At 52.4% G+C, this 17,308-nt stretch carries 14 protein-coding genes; 10 read left to right on the forward strand and 4 right to left on the reverse strand.

Going from position 1 to position 17,308, the window contains the following annotated elements; genetic code table 11:
* Positions 1 to 209 precede the first annotated feature (209 nt).
* Positions 210 to 1,961, forward strand: coding sequence for a putative bifunctional diguanylate cyclase/phosphodiesterase (locus BLT77_RS14115; protein ID WP_176819318.1), 1,752 nt, complete (start codon positions 210 to 212; stop codon positions 1,959 to 1,961).
* Between the two features lie 27 nt (positions 1,962 to 1,988).
* Here the strand turns inward: BLT77_RS14115 and BLT77_RS14120 are convergent, their stop codons facing one another.
* The 4 genes from BLT77_RS14120 to cls all read right to left on the reverse strand — a co-directional run bounded on the left by BLT77_RS14120 (position 1,989) and on the right by cls (position 7,049).
* Positions 1,989 to 2,885: a sulfite exporter TauE/SafE family protein gene (locus BLT77_RS14120; RefSeq protein WP_090366527.1), complete on the reverse strand. Its 897-nt coding sequence runs from the start codon at positions 2,883 to 2,885 to the stop codon at positions 1,989 to 1,991.
* Positions 2,886 to 2,984: 99 nt separating this feature from the next.
* Positions 2,985 to 3,860, reverse strand: a complete 876-nt coding sequence (locus tag BLT77_RS14125) for a LysR family transcriptional regulator (protein ID WP_090366529.1) — start codon at positions 3,858 to 3,860, stop codon at positions 2,985 to 2,987.
* Between the two features lie 409 nt (positions 3,861 to 4,269).
* Complete coding sequence (gltS, locus tag BLT77_RS14130; RefSeq protein ID WP_090366531.1) at positions 4,270 to 5,493, reverse strand: sodium/glutamate symporter; 1,224 nt, start codon at positions 5,491 to 5,493, stop codon at positions 4,270 to 4,272.
* A 92-nt stretch (positions 5,494 to 5,585) separates the two neighbouring features.
* On the reverse strand, positions 5,586 to 7,049 hold the full coding sequence (gene cls, locus BLT77_RS14135) for a cardiolipin synthase (RefSeq protein WP_090366533.1): 1,464 nt from the start codon (positions 7,047 to 7,049) through the stop codon (positions 5,586 to 5,588).
* Positions 7,050 to 7,596: 547 nt separating this feature from the next.
* Between cls and BLT77_RS14140 the strand changes: the two genes are divergently transcribed.
* From BLT77_RS14140 to BLT77_RS14180, 9 genes are all read left to right on the forward strand, one after another.
* Positions 7,597 to 8,274 (forward strand): response regulator transcription factor, encoded by a 678-nt coding sequence (locus BLT77_RS14140; RefSeq protein WP_090366535.1) that lies wholly within the window; start codon positions 7,597 to 7,599, stop codon positions 8,272 to 8,274.
* On the forward strand, positions 8,264 to 9,517 hold the full coding sequence (locus BLT77_RS14145) for a sensor histidine kinase (RefSeq protein WP_090366537.1): 1,254 nt from the start codon (positions 8,264 to 8,266) through the stop codon (positions 9,515 to 9,517). Before BLT77_RS14140 ends, BLT77_RS14145 begins: the two co-directional genes overlap by 11 nt.
* A 238-nt stretch (positions 9,518 to 9,755) precedes the next feature.
* Positions 9,756 to 11,222: a disulfide bond formation protein B gene (locus BLT77_RS14150; RefSeq protein WP_090366540.1), complete on the forward strand. Its 1,467-nt coding sequence runs from the start codon at positions 9,756 to 9,758 to the stop codon at positions 11,220 to 11,222.
* A gap of 133 nt (positions 11,223 to 11,355) precedes the next feature.
* Entirely contained in the window at positions 11,356 to 13,494 is a 2,139-nt protein-coding gene (locus BLT77_RS14155) for a molybdopterin-containing oxidoreductase family protein (protein ID WP_342707548.1), read from the forward strand.
* Positions 13,495 to 13,503: 9 nt separating this feature from the next.
* Complete coding sequence (locus BLT77_RS14160; RefSeq protein WP_090366544.1) at positions 13,504 to 14,049, forward strand: 4Fe-4S dicluster domain-containing protein; 546 nt, start codon at positions 13,504 to 13,506, stop codon at positions 14,047 to 14,049.
* Complete coding sequence (locus BLT77_RS14165; protein ID WP_090366546.1) at positions 14,049 to 14,651, forward strand: TorD/DmsD family molecular chaperone; 603 nt, start codon at positions 14,049 to 14,051, stop codon at positions 14,649 to 14,651. Before BLT77_RS14160 ends, BLT77_RS14165 begins: the two co-directional genes overlap by 1 nt.
* 12 nt (positions 14,652 to 14,663) lie before the next feature.
* Positions 14,664 to 15,623: a formate dehydrogenase subunit gamma gene (locus BLT77_RS14170; RefSeq protein WP_090366549.1), complete on the forward strand. Its 960-nt coding sequence runs from the start codon at positions 14,664 to 14,666 to the stop codon at positions 15,621 to 15,623.
* A gap of 85 nt (positions 15,624 to 15,708) precedes the next feature.
* Entirely contained in the window at positions 15,709 to 16,830 is a 1,122-nt protein-coding gene (locus tag BLT77_RS14175) for a porin family protein (protein WP_090366550.1), read from the forward strand.
* A gap of 89 nt (positions 16,831 to 16,919) precedes the next feature.
* A complete protein-coding gene (locus tag BLT77_RS14180) occupies positions 16,920 to 17,300 on the forward strand; it encodes a LysR family transcriptional regulator (protein ID WP_090366552.1) in 381 nt (126 codons plus the stop codon).
* The last annotated feature ends 8 nt before the right edge of the window (positions 17,301 to 17,308 follow it).

Consider the following 17,308-nt stretch of genomic DNA (forward strand, 5'->3'; position numbering starts at 1 on the left):
GGCATTGGGGAGGTAAGCGGTGGAGCGACATTCTACGGGCTGGATTCAAACGGCTATATTCGTAGCCGGAGACCCTTTTTAGTCTAACGTGAATTAGTTAAAGGCACTGACAAATAGAGATAATTCCCCATCTTGTTGTTACTTTAATGTTGCAGTGACCCATGTTACTGTGTGGGTACCTACCTGTTGGGGAGAGGGTAATATTGGCCATGAGCAGTGATCAGTCGGCCCCCGAAACCGCGGCAACATCGCCATTGACGGAACAGGGGTTGTTGGCTTATCTGGATGTGATTCGGCAGTTGTTTGCCGGCACATCAGACATGATGTGGGTGGTTCATAAGGGGCGGTTTTTCTGGTGTAACCCGGTGGCAGTTCGGCAACTCGGGTTTGATGATGCATCTGACTTGCTGGGTTTGAGCCCGGCGGAGATCTCCCCCGCCGTACAGCCCAACCGGTCCTCCTCCGAAGAGTTGGCCCAGTCGATGATCGACTCGGCAATCAAATATGGCTATCACCGGTTCGAGTGGGTTCATCAGACCCGCAGCGGTGAGCCGCTGATGTGTGAGATTACCCTAAATTCAGTACCGGTGGGTACGGGGGTGGCGCTGTTGGCCATTGGCCGCGACATCAGCCTGATCAAAGAGGTGGAAAACAAGCTTCGAGTTTCTGAATTTACCGACACCCTGACCGGCCTGCCAAACCGCGCTGCCCTGGTGCAGCACATTGGCCAGCAGTTGGCGATCCATACGCCGCAGCTGAGCCTGCTGTGTATCGGGGTGAACAATTTTAAGCGGGTCAACGAAGAGTTTGGGTTTCGTATTGGTGACAAAGTGCTAAAGGCACTGGCATCGGTGCTGACTGCGTCGCTCAGTGGCAGAGGTTATCTGGGACGATTTGATGGCGATACCTTTCTGGTGGTCCTGACCGATGACGATCCGCAACAGGCCCGGGCATGGGCCGAGCAGGCGCTGCGTCGGCTCGATACCCTCATCGAGGTGGATGGGGTCGAGGTGCGCACTCAGTCCAGCATTGGCATCAGCCATCTGTGCCCTGAGGTGTGCACCACCAAGGCCATATTGCACCGGGCCGAAATGGCGATGTTCCAGTCTAAGCGGCTCGGGACTCAACAGGTGCACAGTTACAGCGAGTCTCTGGCGGATGAGATGGCTCAGGAGAAGCAGCTACTCAAAGAGATCCGCCGGGCCATTGAGAAGCAGGAGTTCTTTCTGCTGTTTCAGCCGGTGTTTCATCTAGGTAGCGGCATGGTGACAGGCGCCGAGGCGCTGATCCGATGGCGCCACCCCGACCGTGGCGTGCTGACGCCCGATGCCTTTATTGCCCAGGCAGAAACCAGCGGCCTGATCGTCGAGATTGGCCAACAGGTGATTGAGATGGCTTGCCTGCAGATGGCACGCTGGCTGGAGCAGGGTTTGCCGTTGCAGCAGGTGAGCATCAATATCTCGGTGAAGCAGATTGAAACCGGTGAACTGGTGGAGAGTCTGCTGATGGCGCTGAATCAGTATGGGATTCCGCCGGAGTGCATGGAGATCGAGGTCACCGAAACCATGTTGCTGCAGCAGGGCAAGACCATCGCCTCGCAACTGTGGCGGTTGCGCCAGGCCGGAGTGGCCATCGCCATCGATGATTTTGGTACCGGTTACTCCTCCTTTGGTCGTTTAAAGACTCTGCCGGTGGACAGAGTAAAGATTGATCGCAGCTTCATTTGCGAGCTGGAAACCGACGAGCGTAATGGCGCCATTGTCCAGTCGATTATCGCCCTGGCGCATAATCTGGAGATGGTGGTAACCGCAGAAGGGATCGAGACCGATTTCCAGTATGAGTTTTTGCGCAGTCATCAATGTGAGTCAGGGCAGGGGTATCTGGTGAGCCCGCCGGTGGCGGCAGTGCGGTTTGAACACCTGGTGCGACAGCGCTGGCAGGCCTTGAAGGGCAGACATTAAAAAAGAGACCCGAGGGTCTCTTTTTGTTTATTGCGAGGCATGGGCTGCCGCCGGTGGTCGCGATTGCTGCCAGGAGCGGTACATCGATGCCGAGGTATAGAGCACCACAAATGCCACCAGCCATTTGAGCATCTCCACATCCATCGATTTCACCAGCGTGGCGGCCAGCACCACGGCCACGGGGCCGGCTATCGCGACGGCGAGCACCGCCTTGGCATCGAAGGCACCGTTGCGGATAAAAGTGCCGGCCGAGAAAAAGCTCAACACCGCACAGGATCCCATCATGATGGGGAACGCGGCGATGGGGTTCATTCCCAACAGGTACACCAGCGTCATGCAGGGTGCATAGAGGCCAACGCCAACACTCATCAGGGCACCGAAGATAAAGTTGCCTGCGAGTGCAATGGCCAGTTTGGTGCCCCCCAGGCCCATGGCATCGCCCCCAACCGGGAACCAGCCCAGCAGACCGGCGAAAATCAGCGCTGCCACGATCAGCAGGGCGATGCACATGATCAACCGCACTAGCTGTCGATCCAGCCCTGACACCCATTTGGCCCCAATGCAGGCTCCCAGAGCCGCAGCGGCCATCATGCCTATCAGGGTGACCGGATCGACGTCCACAGCACCGATGAACAGCAGTGCCTGAGCCACCGTGGGCAGTACGCACTGGCCGTTGAGGGTGCCGGGCAGCAGCCGATCATCGACCAGTTTAAACTGTTTGTAGAACGCCGTCTTGATGGCAAAACTGCCCACGCCCAGAGTGTCCAGGAAGTTTGCCAGCGCCCCGACGGCGCCGACTTTTGCCACCGACGTTGAGGGCACGAGTTGTCCGTCGCGACGCTGTTTGCTAAAGGCATGGAACAGCATCCAGCAGTAGATGAGGCCGCCTGCCACGAAGACGACCTGAAGCGCAAAGGCCAGCATAAGAATTTCCAAAGAACTGTCAGGCCGGCGATGCTAACAGTTGAGCAAGGCCCCGGCCAGACTGGGATAGCGGCTTTTACCCTATTTTTTGAGTTTCGTTCATTCGCTTAACATCGGCGTAATGGCTTCGATCAGAAATCGAATACGAGTTGGTAACGGCTGGTGTCGTCGCTGCACCAGATAGATAGATTCAGACACCGGCTGGGGCAGGGTGTGGACCGCGATCTCATCCGGCCGGGGAAAGGCGGCGACGGCGTAGCGGGGCAGGACGGTAAAGCCCAATCCCCGGCTGACCGGTTCGAGAATCATGCTGATGTGGTTGCAAAAGCCGCGTTTGGGGAGCTGGGACAGCTGCTGGTATTGCTCAAAATTGCTGCCCAGCAGCATGCCGGCATGGTGGGCGCCATCGGGGTGATCGATGTAGCCCAGTGCCATCAGGGTGGCCCAGTCAGGGGCGTCGATGTGGGCCGGGGTTACCAAAAACAGTGGTTCTTCGGCAAAGGGGCGGTAGGCCAGATCCGACTTGTCGCCGGGACGGGTGATCAGGCCAATATCGAGCTTGCGGGCCACCAGATCCCGTTCCACCCCTTCATTGGGGGCAAAGGTATAGTCGATGCTCAGCGACGGGTGTTGCTGTTGCAGAGCCAGCAGTTCGGGGTAGAGTTTCAACCCCAGGCTGCCTGGTGAGGCAAAACGCACCGGGCCGTTGAAGGGGTCATCCGTCGACAGTTGCTGCTCCAGACCGGACAGCTCCGCCAGCGTGCGCTGGGCTTGCTGATAGACGTCGCGGCCGGACTGGGTCAGATCAAAGCGTTTGCCTTCGCGAATCAGCAGCGGCTGACCAAAGTGCTGCTCCAGTTTTTTGATGTGTTGGCTGACCCCTGGCTGGGTCATGGCCAACTTGTCGGCGGTGTGGGTGAAATGGCCGGTTTCCACCAGGGTAACGTAGGTCTGCAGCCAGTTAAGGTTAAGCATAGGGCTCGGTTTCAGGTGTTTGTAATTGCATTGTATTATCAAAAGAGGAATTTTTCATAATTCCTAGCTTTGGTTGAGCATGGGTACTCTGTTGCCACTTTCTTAAGACAGAACCCGTAGTGCGTTATGACTCAGAGCTACCCTGGTACGTTTTCCCACATTGGTCTTTCGTTACCGAATCTCGATGCCGAGATAAATTTCTACACTGAATTTCGGCCCAGGCTCCCGACTTGCAAGGTCTGATTGAGAAGAGATTGGCCGCCGGAGGTAAGCATCGGATGCCGATTCATTACTCCTCCTCAGGCGTCTACTGAGGCCCGGAACCGCCGAGCTTAACTGTGAAAAAAACGCCCCGTTTGGGGCGTTTTTTTACCGAAGGGTGTGGCTGTTTGCCACTGCCGGAAATCGACTAGCCATAAACGAAATAGTTGATGACCAGAGCATTGATGATGTCGATAAAGAAGCCGCAGACCAAAGGCACAATAATAAAGGCCCGGTGAGCGGCGCCATATTGCTGGGTGACCGCCGTCATGTTGACAATGGCGGTGGCGGTTGAGCCAAGGGTGACACCGCCAAACCCTGAACAGATCACCGCGGCTTCGTAGTTTCGGCCCATCAGGCGGAACACGATAAATACCGTAAAGGCCACCGACAGGGTAACTTGCAGGCCGATCACTGCGCTCAGGTAAGCCAGGTTGCCCTGAAGCTCCCAGATTTTCAGACTCATCAGTGCCATGGTCAGGAACATTCCCAGGCAGATATCCTGAATCAGAGACAGTCCCTTGGTGGCATCCTCGACGTAGCCATGACGGACTGGGTTGTTGCTTCTGAAGAGCAGCGCACGCCCCAGGTTACCCAGCAAAATTCCCGCCATCAGGCAGGAGACGAACAGGGGCAGACGCACGCCCGCGCTCTCCAGGGCGGCGTTGAGCAGGTAGCCGATGATCAGCGAGATATTCAGCCACAACCAGGCACGCAGTACCCCGAAGTAGTCGACGGTAACCCGGTTGTCGCTGGCGTGGGCGGTACCGATGTCCAGCTCATCCTGGCTGCCGGTGGTCAGCTTATGACGACCGATGAGGTAGCTGGCAATGGGGCCACCGATGACACAGGCCGAGATCAACCCCAGGGTATTGGAGGCTACCCCCAGCTCCAGGGCGTTGGCGATGCCAAATTCCTCCACAAAGGTGGGGGCCCAGGCCATGGTGGTGCCAACGCCGCCGGTCAGTGACACCGAGCCCGAGAGCAGGCCCGCCAGAGGATTTAGCCCAAAAGCGCTGGCAACACTGACGCCAACCAGGTTTTGCAATATGATAAATCCTGCCGCCAGACCAATGAGAATCGCCAGAGGGCGGCCTCCCTGAAGCAGGGTTTTAAAGTCTGCTTTTAGGCCGATGCCGGCAAAGAAGTACAGCAGCAGTGCGTCCCGAACCTCCATCTCAAAGCTCACTTCAACCTGAAAGAGGGCAAACAGCAGCCCGGTAATGGCGGCACAGACAAAGCCGCCAACCACAGGCTCCGGAATGCTGTAACGCTGCAGGGTGGGCGAAGAGGCAATCACCGACTTGCCGATAAACAGTGCCACAATGGCAAGAGTAAAAGTGATAAATTGCGGTATTAGAACAGCTTGCATTGACCAGGCTCCGAAATGGCAGACCCTATGACTATAGTCTGTGCAGAACGGAACGGCCGTTTAACGGCACGCTTAAGTGGATGGAGCCCGAGTTACAGCAGTGGCGCAAAGGTATAGAAGAACTGCTCCACTAATTTTTTCCACATCGGGCGCAGTTGCCACTGGTGGGCGTCGATGCGGTTGGATTGTTTCAGGTAGCGATCCAGCAGTTGGCCCAGCTCTCGACAGAAGTCCGGATCGTCGATGGCAAGAGACACTTCGGAATTGAGAAGCAGGCTGCGAATGTCCAGGTTGACAGTGCCGATGATGCAGTGGTCATCGTCGATGAGCATTGATTTGGTGTGCAGCAGGCCACCACTAAAGCGATAGATCACCACTCCGGCATTGAGCAGTTCAGTGAAAAAGGCGCGGCTGGCCCATTCCACCATGAAGGAGTCGTTTTTGTCGGGAATGATCAGGTTGACCTCGACGCCACTCTGGGCTGCGGTGCGCAGGGCGTCCAGTAACTGCTCGCTGGGTACGAAATAGGGTGAGGTCAGAGTGATACTGTGCTTGGCGTGATAGATGCTCAGCAGCAGTACCTGCTGAATGATGGACTCGGGCAACCCCTGTCCTGAGGGAATCACCTGGACCGAATCTTCGGCATGACGATGTTCCCGGGAGCTCTCGGCTTGAGGCAGGGCGATCTCATCCAGCAGCCTTTCATCGGTTTCAAACTCCCAGTCCCAGCTCTGCAGAGCGGCCAGGGAGCACACCGATGGGCCGGTGAGTCGAACCATAATGTCAATCCATTCGCCGACGCCGGCACTCTGTTTGAAGTAGCGACTGTCCACCAGGTTCATTGAGCCGGTGTAGGCGATGCGCTGATCGATGACCACAATTTTGCGATGCTGGCGAAGATCCATACGCCTTAAGAACATCCGCAGAGGGTTGACGCCCAGGGCTTTGACGATGCTGACCCCCTGTTGTTCGAGTTTCTTTGGCCAGCGGCTATTGAAAAATTCGCGGCTGCCGGCTCCGTCCAGCAGCAGGCGTACTGTAACCCCGCGCTGACGGGCCTCGATCAGGGCATCGGCCACTTCATCGACCAGGCCGCCGGGGTGCCAGATATAGAACTCCATGTGAATGGTGTCACTGGCCTGATGAATGTCGTTGATGATGCGTTCAAGAATGGTCTGGCTGTTTTCAATCAGTTCCAAATCGTTGCCCAGCAGGGCAGGAATCCCTAGGCGACGCAGGCTCAGCTCGTGCAGGGGGCGGACGTGCTGGCCCAGGCGCCGATCGGACTGTGCCTGACGGTGCAGTCGTTCATTCCAGTATTTGAACGGCGCGGTCATCTCCTTGACCCGCTGCTTGCGCTTACGGCCAATGTTGAGCTCACCGAACAGCAGATACACCACCACCCCAAACAGAGGAATGATGTAGATCAGCAGCAACCAGGCCAGCGATACGCCAAAGGGGCGGCGCTTGAGCACAATGCGCAGCGACACACCGGCGATCACAATCCAGTAGGCGGCGACCAGAGTCAGGGGCAACAGTTGGTAAAATTGGCTCACATTGGTTCTAAAATGAGGGTAAGTGCTTCAAATATACACCCTAATTGCTCAGCTGGCAGCGGTTTCAGGTCAACTGACTCGCGATCAGCTGCTACTGGGCTGATAATCGAACTGCACCGACAACGGAGTGTGATCCGAGTTGGTGTAGTAGGGGGGATCATCATTGCTGTTTTACTGTGCGAACGCGCTATAACAGTAGCCAATGTTGGGTGAGGACAAACTGCCACTGCTTGGTGTTGTTAAGTTAAAACGTTGTCTGTTGTTATTCACTTGAAGCTATCTTTATCATTGTTTTCATTTTGTGACCAACATCTAAGTCTATTGATAAGTCATTATTGATTGAACGGCATTCTGTGATCTTTGTTGCGGCGGACTGGGTTAATTTCAAAGAACATTATCGATATTCATTCGAATCTGAGTGCATGGGTTGTTCTGTTGAGAGGACCTTAGTTGTCTTCTAGCTAACGTTTACCTTCTCTTTACTTAAAGTGAAGTACCGTTGCCACATGCAGTTGGGCTCGGACTTTTTTGATCTGGAGACAAAGTGATGGTTGAGATTTTACTGGTGGAAGATGACTTAGATCTTGCTTCCACAGTATCAGATTTTTTTGAGATCAAAGGGTTTTGTTGTGATCATGCAATACATGGTCAAATTGCCTTGAATCTTATCACAAGCCATCAATATCAAGTTATTGTCCTTGACATTAATCTCCCTAAAATTAATGGCTTTGATCTGTGTCGAAAGTTAAGGGAGCAGGGTGTTGATACTCCAATATTAATGCTGACTTCAAAATCAAGTTTGGAAGACAAGTTACAAGGTTTTGAATGTGGTGCAGATGATTATTTGGTAAAGCCGTTTGCTATGCAAGAATTGCTTGCACGGATAAATGCGTTAAGCCTTCGTAGAAGTGGTCAAGTTAAGCAGCGCACTTTTTCAGGAATAAAAATAGATGAGCAACAGCGCTGCACATCTATCGAAGGTAATCATCTTAAATTGTCGCCCACGGAGTTCAATATTCTTAAACTTCTGGTTTCTCATGCGCCTGAACCGGTGTCTAGGACATGCATTCAAGATAACATATGGAGTGAAGAGTTACCTGAAACTGACTGCCTTAAAGTTCATATATATAAGATTAGGAAAGAACTTGGTCGTTTCGGAAGAGCCGATGTTCTTAAAACTATCAAAGGATTTGGTTTTGCATTAAAGGCTAACAATGAAGATTAGTCGCAGTGTAAAATTATACTTCTGTTTTTCAATGGTGGCTCTGGGTTTGAGTTTAGCCATGCTGGCCTCTTCTTTTAGTGCTTATTATTACGTGTTAGGAATGGATGCAGAACTACGTAGTACAATGGTTTTGGCCTCTGATATTAAAGGTGTTAGTGATGGTGAACCTAAAGAGACCTTTGGATTTATTGTTGCGAGTCGCTGGGAAGACCTGCCATTAGAAATAAGGAATAAATTCGTTAGCGACCCCAAGGGTCAATATGAATTAAAGAAGTTTTTGCCCAAGACATCTTTGTTTAGTCACCCTGAGGCCGGTTACTATACTCTGCTTGCGATCAACGAAGAGGGTGAAAAGAGGTATGTTGCTAAAGTTTTTACCAATATACTTCCGAAGAGGCTATGCCCAGAAGACTATGACCAGTTTGGAGATATTTCTGCATTTGGCGTACTGATCTTCTGCTTCTTTTCATTATCATTGGCATTGTTTTTAAATAGTATCGCTAAGCCGGTGGAGCAGTTGATACATTGGGCGACAAATCTTCGTGATGGGAATTATGAGCTTCCAGAAAATGGATTTAAATTTAAGGAGCTTGATAACCTTTCCGAACTGATTAGAAACAACATCGTTGCAGTGCATCAGAGTGTACGGCGAGAAAAAGAGTTTCTAGACTATTCAAGTCATGAATTGCGTACGCCCTTGGCTACCATCAAGAGTAATATCGAATTGCTGGGGTTGTGGGAACAATTGGATGGGGCGAAAAGAAACAATGTCGTCAAGCGACTCGAGCGGGCTGCTAATACGATGTCTGGTTTGACCAATACATTGTTATGGCTTACTAAGGAAGATTATTCCAAATTGAATAAAGAACAAATTCAGTTGGACTTACTCCTGGATGAGGTTGTTAAGGAAAATTATTATCTTCTGAATGAAAGGGAAGTGACCGTCAAACTTGAGAACTCTCCATATGACATGGTGGCCTCCAAAGAGGCGTGTCGAATTGTCCTTGGCAATATTGTTCGAAATGCATTTCAGCATACCTATTCTGGTACTGTTCGATTGAAGCAAATCGAAGGCCAATTGGTATGCGAGAACATCAATTTAGACAAGCAGTTCGATAATGGTTCGGGGGTGGGTTTCGGGCTAGGGCTTAAACTTATCAAGAAAGTAACTGAAAATACCGGGTGGTTATTTAGTAACACTGAGTCAGAGTTTGGTAGATATGTAACGTTAAGTTTCAAATAGCCTATTAGGCTAATTATAAGTTCCCAGTCTTGTTTTGGCAGGAATATTAATTGAGGAAATCATGGAATTCACCATATTTTGCATCATCGCTTACACGGCTTATATTGTTTATAAGAAGCCACATAAGCAAAAGTTAGCAGACCGTCTTTTGTTTACTTGCTTGGGTCTCGGTCTATTTACGTGGGTCATGATGTCTTGGGGCTACTTAATGCCCGTTGGTAATTATTAAGAGTAAGTTATGAAAAAAGACCTGTTTAATAATTTGGCTGGTGCCGCATCTATAGGGATTATGGCATTCCCAGTAGGCATTGCGTGTTTTATATTCGGTTTTATTTTGCTGGATAACCCTTGTGCATTCTGCTGGCAGGAACGTACAGCCATGATTTTGATTGCACTTACAGCAATGTTTATTATCCGCTATGGCTTGCGGCCAAAGTACATTGCTGCTCTCATATGGTTAGGGATTTACGGTGCGTACATGTCCACGCTACACACCTCCTTCTATCTGGGATGGGATGTTGGACAAGGTCAGTCCCTTAAGATTCTTGGTGCCCACACTTATACTTGGGCTCTGTTTGTGTTTGTCGTTGTCTTGGTGGTGGTGGCACTACTGCTGGCAGCGGTTGGCAATAGTTTTCCTGCTAATCAAGTTCGTGATGAGAATTTATTTGGGGTGCCTAAGCTGGCCTTTATAGTTTTTTTTGTGGTAATTGGCGGCAATATCGTTCAGGCATTTACTCAAACCGGTCCGCTTCCTTTTGTCGGGCAAGATGCTCCAGGTAGAGTATCTTTTTTCCCAAGCTATATGAGTTGGGAAATGGATCATTGGCCTCGTCAATCTCCTGATGCCCGTGGTGGGTACGCGATTAAGGACGTTGACCTTAATGAGTTCAGTATTCAGAAGCCTGTATTCAGTGATGCTCCTTTAGCTAAAGTTGAAGCGTTGATTGATCTGCCCACCGAGATTAACAGTCGGGTGACCGCCATTGATTATCAGCAGGAAACAGATCGTTATGCGGTAACTACAGAAGACAGTTGGGTTTACGTTCTCAGCGGTGATCTTCGCCGAGTACTGACTAAGGCCCACGTCGATGGCATGTATCAAATTCATGTGTCAAAACTGGTCGGTATTAGCTTCATTTCCGATACCACCTTGGTGGCTATGGGAGACAATAAGGCATATGTAGTTCTTGAGTTGGATGAGAATCATACCTGGGCTTCGAACTATCGCCCTTTCAGGGACAGTGATAATGGCATCGGCGAGCTGTATCGTGGAGTATTTCTGACGGTAAGAGCTAAGTATGCTTATGCTTTATCTCTTGGCTTTGACCAAGGTAGTAATCGTTTGATTACAATAACGGTCCCTAACGAGAAATCCGCTCCAATAGTTTCTTCACAGTTTGATGTCTCGGATATGACGCTGTCGGCTGAAAATAACATGAAGACGGATTCAAAATATAACCAAGGCTTTTTAAGCGAATATCCATACATAACAGGGATTGATATTGGAGATGACAAAGGATATGTAATTAATTCCAGAGGCGGAGAGATCATATCCGTTAACCTTCGAAGCGGAGAGGCTACTGGAAAATTAAGGTTTATAACAATTAAAAATTTCCAAGGGTTGGTTAGAAAAGAAGACTCTTTCCAAACCGTTAATTTTAATAAAGGTGTCAATTCAGTATTCGAAATTAGAGAGGGATAATTCTAACTAGTACTTTCGTGTCCAGTTATTAAACGCTATATAAAAATATTCGGATGATAAAAATATGAAACTTAACAGAAGAAGCTTTCTTCAAAGTGTTGGTGCTGCTGGTGCCACAGCTTCGCTAAGTGGCTTGGTTCCAGGAGTTACCAATGCCAAAGTCAGGGGCGAAAACCGCGACATCATGGCCAAGCGCCAGGGTGATATCGTTTACCACAGTTGCCTGCGTAACTGTGCTGACCGCTGCCTGCTGAAATTTACCGTGCAAAATGGTCGTGCCACTTACGTGGAAGGTGCCGCCGAGCAGCGTAAGACCGGTACCTGTCCTTGCGTGAAGGGCATGACCTATATCCAATACACCTACTCGCCAGATCGAATCCTGCACCCCATGGAGCGTGTTGGGCCCAAGGGCAGTGGCAAATGGCGTCGCATTTCCTGGGATGATGCCTACGGCAAGATCGCAGGTCGATTCAAATCGATTATCGAAGAGCACGGCTCCCAGGCCATTATGCCTTACAGTTACTCAGGTAACTATGGTGCCATCGGCATGTACGGTGCAGCAGAGCGTTTCTTCAACAAGATCAACGCCCGCTTCCTGGATCGTTATGTTTGTGCCTACTCCGGTTCCTATGGGGTGATGTCCGCCCTGGGTACCTCCAACGGTCCGGATCCTGAGGATTCCGTTTACTCCGATCTGTACATCTCTCACGGTTGGAACGAAGCGGCGACCAACGTCCACTACCTGAAGTACATCAACGTCGCCCGCGACAAAGGTTGCAAGGTGATTGTGGTGAACCCCATCCGTACTCCTCTGGCGTCCCAAGCGGATCTGCACATCCAGCTGCGTCCCGGTACCGACGTGCACTTCTTCGCGGCGGTGATGAAGTACATGATCGACAACGATCTGCACGACAAAGCTTACATTGATGCCAATACCAAAGACTTCGATGCCCTGGTTAAGCAGCTTAAGACCGTCTCCATTGACGAGTGCCTGAGCATCAGCAATGTTGGTAACGACGACTTTATGGAGTTTGTTAAACTCTACACCGAGGCCAAGCTGGCCCACTGGCGCCTGGGTTACGGCATTGTGCGTAACTACACCGGTGGTCGTATCGCCCGTGCCGCTTGTCTGCTGCACGCCGTCGGCGGTCACTACGGCAAGATTGGTAACGGCCTTTCCTACGACAACATGCAGGCCTGGGGCTGTGGTGACCACGACAAGGTGCGTGCCAAGCACTTGCGTACCAACCACGATGTGGGTCATGTGAACATTACCGAACTGGCTAAAGCGCTGGATCCGGTGAACCCAACCGCCTACGACGCGCCCTGCGATCCCGTGAAGGCGATGCTGTTCTACAATGGCAACCCCGCGGCTATGGCCCCCGATGTCAATAAGGTGCTGGAGCACATGAAGCGTGAAGACCTGTTCGTAGTGGGCTTCGACTTCAACATGCACGATTCCATGGACGTATGTGACATCATCCTGCCTGCAGCCACCCAGTTCGAAACCTCCGACATCATCGGTTCCTACGGCTTCTTCGATCTGCAGGTGTGCGATCAGGTTATTGAGCCTCTGGGCGAGTCCAAGAGCAACTGGACCTTCTTCAGTGAGCTGGCCAAGGCGATGGGTTATACCGACCCTGAATTCGATGAAACCAACGACGACATGATCCGTCAGTTCATGAGCTCCGACAGCCCTCATCTGGTTAATGCGAACATCGATTACGATCGCATCATGAAAGAGAAGTTCATCAAGGTGTGGGAGCAGCGTCCCTTCCTGGCCGACGGCAAGTTCGGCACTGAGAGTGGCAAGATTGAGTTCAAATCCAAGTACATGGAGAAGAAACACTTCCACCCTGTATTGGATCTGGGACAGGTTGAAGACTGGATGATCCCAGAGGAGCGCAATCTGCCGTTCCGTATGGTCAGCCCGGCCCTGATTCAGCGAATGAACTGTGAGTTCTACAACGTGAAGTACATCCGTAACTTCCCGGCTTACACCGTCACCATCAACCCCAATGATGCGGCCGCCCGCGGCATCAAAGACAACGACAAGGTACGGGTGTTCAACCACAGGGGTGAGGTGTTCCTTACTGCCGTCGTTAGCGACCAGGTGGACACCGGCGTTGTGCTGACGGTGAAAAATAACCTGCGCCGCTTTAACCCCAACGGCAGTCAGACCTGCACCAACATGCTGACCACAGACCGCTTGGCGGATCTGGGGGGCTGTTCTGCGTACCACTCCACCAACGTGGATATTCAAAAGGCTTAAGGAATCATCATGGAAAACAAACACCAACTTGGCTTTGTCTTCAGACAGGAGAACTGTGTTGGCTGTGGTGGCTGCAGCGTGGCCTGTCAGATCCACAACGAACTGCCAGAGAATGTCCGTTTCCGCAAGGTGGACCGCTACGAGGTGAAGACCGGCAAGCGCACCAAGGATGTGTGGCTCAGCCACTCCTGCATGCACTGTGAGAACCCCGCCTGTTTGATGGTGTGTCCGGCCAAAGCGTACACCACTCGTCACGACGGTCTGGTGGTTCTGGACCGGGATCTGTGTACCGGCTGTGGTTTGTGCGAGCAGGCGTGCCCATACGATGCCGTGACCATGCTTGAAAGCGACGGCAAGGCGATCAAGTGCAACATGTGCATCGAGCTTATCGAGCAGGGCAAGAAACCCGCCTGTGTGGATGGTTGTCCGGTCAAGTGCCTGGATATGGACAACGTTTCCCAGATCCTGCAAGACCCGAGCGCCAGCAAAGAGGGCATTGGCTACGGCGACTGCCTGACCAAACCCAACATGGTCATCATCAGGAAGCGCACCTAATGGAAGCCGGCAACAACCTCAGAGCCGCAGGGTTCTACGTATTCAAATCCCTGTTCTTTGGCATCCAAAAACAGGAGCTGGAGAATCTGGTTGAGTATCTGAAACTGTTCAAGCCCGACAGTGAGCTAATCGAGGAGGCCTCGGCCCACCTGGCAGAGCCCGAGGCCCTTGAGCTGGAGTACAACCGACTTTGTGTCGGCCCCTACAAGCTGGTGGCTCCGCCTTACGAGTCGGTCTATGTGGGGCCGACTCGCGAAACCTTCACCGAGGCTACCGACAGGGTACTGCTCTGTTACCAGCAGATGGGGCTTATGGCAGATGGCAGCCGAGGTGAGCCGGCAGACTTTTTTGGTAATGAACTCGAGTTTCTCTACGTCCTGCACGCCAGGTTACTGGAGGAGGTCGATGCCGAAGGTGCCAAGACTCAGGAGTTGATAGAAGGCTTCCTGAGCCAGCACCTGGGTTGTTGGTATAGGCCTTTCCTTAAAGACATTCGCAGCCACAGCAGTCAGAAATTCTGGTGCCTGGTGGCGGACGAAATCGAGGAGCTTATCGACACAACCATCACTGCATCCAAGAAGCTGTGCAACGGCGCAGTTTAAGAGGACGAAATAATGAAACGATACATCACTGCACTGTTAGTGCTGCTGGCCAGTGTCTCTGTGTCAGCCACAGAGGAGGGGGTGCTCAAGCCCCAGGCCTGGAACGAGATGAACGAAGTAATCGTTCAGGGTGATATTCCTGAGATTCAAGGGATGGCCACCGCGCCCGTGCTGTTCACCCCTGAGCAGCCATCAGCCAGCGTGGACACCTCGGCCCTTGCCGTTTGGGCGGGAGGCGAAAGCTGGAGCAGCCTACTACTGGGCAGCATTGTTGCAGCCATCGCCCTGTTTACTCTGTTCACCATGTTCAATGGTAGCGTCAAGCTGGAGAAGGGCTTTTCTGGCGTGAAGATCTTCCGCTGGTCCAAGGCGGACATCATCTTCCACTGGATAGGCGCGCTCTCCTGCCTCGGCCTGTTGGTGACCGGCATCGTTATCGCCTGTGGCCGCTTCCTGATTGCCGATCATATGGGGCAGAGCAACTGGGGCAATTTTATCCAGAGCATGGTATCCAGCCACAACTGGATGGCCTTCCCCTTCATTCTGGGTTGGGCGGTTATGGTGCTAAAGTGGGGCAGCAAGCAGTTCCCGGAGAAGGGCGATATGGCCTGGTTCCGCGCCCTGGGCGGCTATGTGAATGTGGGCAGCCTGAAGGGCCGCCACCCCGATGCCGGCTTTGCCAACGCCGGTGAGAAGCTGTGGTTCTGGTGCTTCACCCTGTTCGGCGGCCTGCTTGTATTCAGCGGCCTGGCGATGATGTTCCCTGAACTGTTCGGTTTTGATAAGGGCGGCATGAACTGGATGCTGGTGCTGCACATGGTCGGCGCCGGTATCGTCGGTGTCTTTACCGTGGTGCACATCTTTATGGCAACCCTGATCTCCGAGGGCGGCATGGAGTGCATGGTCACCGGTTACTGCGATGAGAACTGGGCCAAGCAGCACCACAACCTCTGGTACAAGAGCCTGGGTTAATTCGTTTATGCGGAGCCTACTCCGCACCTCATAAAGGTGGGGGCCTGCCGGCCCCCAGTGAATCACTTACATACAGGATACGGTCATGAAGCAATTCTTTATGACACGGGTAAGCTGTGCCTGCGCTTTGGCGCTGGCCGCTTCCCTGACCCCCGCACAGGCCGACGAGGGGATTAAACTGGGCGGTATCGCCCGGGCCAACTACAAGTACATCGACTACAGCGCGGCCTCTAAAGACAAGAGTGGCGACTTCGCTTTCGAGATGTTCTCCCTGAAAGCTTCAGGTGAGATCAATGGCATCGGTCTGATGGTGGATTACCGTTTCTACGACGGTTACGACACCGCCCGTTACGCCTACGCCACCTACCAGTTGAACGACAGCTGGACCCTCAACGGCGGCCTGGCCAAGGTGCCCTTCGGCAATCCAGGCTACATCTCTAACAGCTTTTGGTTTGGCGTGCCTTATTATCTGGGCTTCGAAGATGACTATGACATGGGGATCACTGGCAGCTATGTGACTGGCGACCTTACCCTGGATCTGGGTTTTTTCAAAAACGCCGAGTACTCTGCCACCAACAACGAGCGCTACTCGGTGGATCTGTTCCGTGGCGAGGTAAACGGCAACAAATACAGCGTAGAGGAGACCAACCAACTGAACCTTCGTGCGGCCTACCATCTCAGCTCCGGTGACCTGAAAGCCGTACTGGGTGCCTCGGTCGAAGTGGGTCAGGTGTATGACGCTGACAGCGGCGATACCGGCAACCGGCACGCCTATGCTCTGCACGCGGATCTGTCCCTGAATCGCTGGAGTCTGATGCTGCAGTACATGGGCTATCAGTTTGACACCCTGTCTGCCGAGTTGCCCGACACCATGGCGGTTGCCGCCAGCGGCTGGCAATACGAGGTGGCGGCCGAAGCTCAGATCTTAAGTGCCAACCTGGCCTACACCATTCCCTTCGATTGGGGCAGCATCAAGCTGTATAACGATTATGGCTTGCTGATCAGCGATACCGATAATGCCGCGTTCGAAGACAGCATCCAGAACGTGACAGGCATGGCGATCTCCGCCGGTCCCACCTATACCTATGTGGACTTCATTACCGGCAAGAACATGGTTTACTCGGGCACCAATAACCATGTGGGTCTGGAGCAGTCCGATTCAGGTTGGGACCAGCGCATCAACATCAACTTCGGCTATTACTTCTAAGCCAGAGTCATAACTTAGATCGCACCATCCTCTTTTGCCCCGCCTAAGCGGCGGGGCCTTTTTGAGGCGTGAGCAGAATAAGAAGTCCCATGAATCTAAAAGAACTGGACCTGCAAACTTTGACCATCTTCTGCGAGCTGCATCGACTCGGCAGTGCATCGAAAGTGGCGAAGAAACTGGGTCTGAGCAACTCCAGAGTGAGTCGCAGGCTTGGAGTGCTCAGAGAGATGTTTCAGGATGAGTTATTTGTCAGACGCAACCGCAGGCAGGTTGCCACTGGTCGTGCAAAGGAATTTTTACCCTTGTGCCAGGATATGATTGCCAACTTTGAGTCGATGCAAGCATTGTGTATGAACCCGGCTTCTCATTTATCAAGGCCCCGGCCTTCTACGTTTATGAACAGCCAGCAACTCCCTTGGCACCCAATTGGTTACGTTGGACTGGCCAAAGGCTCATTACAGTCAAAGTAGGATCACTA

Source organism: Ferrimonas sediminum (genome assembly GCF_900100175.1).
GTDB classification, from domain to species: domain Bacteria; phylum Pseudomonadota; class Gammaproteobacteria; order Enterobacterales; family Shewanellaceae; genus Ferrimonas; species Ferrimonas sediminum.

Bases quoted from the DNA above. Each gene is read 5' to 3' on its own strand.
- BLT77_RS14115 (WP_176819318.1), top strand. From the start codon at position 210: ATGAGCAGTGATCAGTCGGCCCCCGAAACCGCGGCAACATCGCCATTG.
- BLT77_RS14120 (WP_090366527.1), bottom strand. From the start codon at position 2,885: ATGCTGGCCTTTGCGCTTCAGGTCGTCTTCGTGGCAGGCGGCCTCATC.
- BLT77_RS14125 (WP_090366529.1), bottom strand. From the start codon at position 3,860: ATGCTTAACCTTAACTGGCTGCAGACCTACGTTACCCTGGTGGAAACC.
- gltS (WP_090366531.1), bottom strand. From the start codon at position 5,493: ATGCAAGCTGTTCTAATACCGCAATTTATCACTTTTACTCTTGCCATT.
- BLT77_RS14140 (WP_090366535.1), top strand. From the start codon at position 7,597: ATGGTTGAGATTTTACTGGTGGAAGATGACTTAGATCTTGCTTCCACA.
- BLT77_RS14145 (WP_090366537.1), top strand. From the start codon at position 8,264: ATGAAGATTAGTCGCAGTGTAAAATTATACTTCTGTTTTTCAATGGTG.
- BLT77_RS14150 (WP_090366540.1), top strand. From the start codon at position 9,756: ATGAAAAAAGACCTGTTTAATAATTTGGCTGGTGCCGCATCTATAGGG.
- BLT77_RS14160 (WP_090366544.1), top strand. From the start codon at position 13,504: ATGGAAAACAAACACCAACTTGGCTTTGTCTTCAGACAGGAGAACTGT.
- BLT77_RS14165 (WP_090366546.1), top strand. From the start codon at position 14,049: ATGGAAGCCGGCAACAACCTCAGAGCCGCAGGGTTCTACGTATTCAAA.
- BLT77_RS14170 (WP_090366549.1), top strand. From the start codon at position 14,664: ATGAAACGATACATCACTGCACTGTTAGTGCTGCTGGCCAGTGTCTCT.
- BLT77_RS14175 (WP_090366550.1), top strand. From the start codon at position 15,709: ATGAAGCAATTCTTTATGACACGGGTAAGCTGTGCCTGCGCTTTGGCG.
- BLT77_RS14180 (WP_090366552.1), top strand. From the start codon at position 16,920: ATGAATCTAAAAGAACTGGACCTGCAAACTTTGACCATCTTCTGCGAG.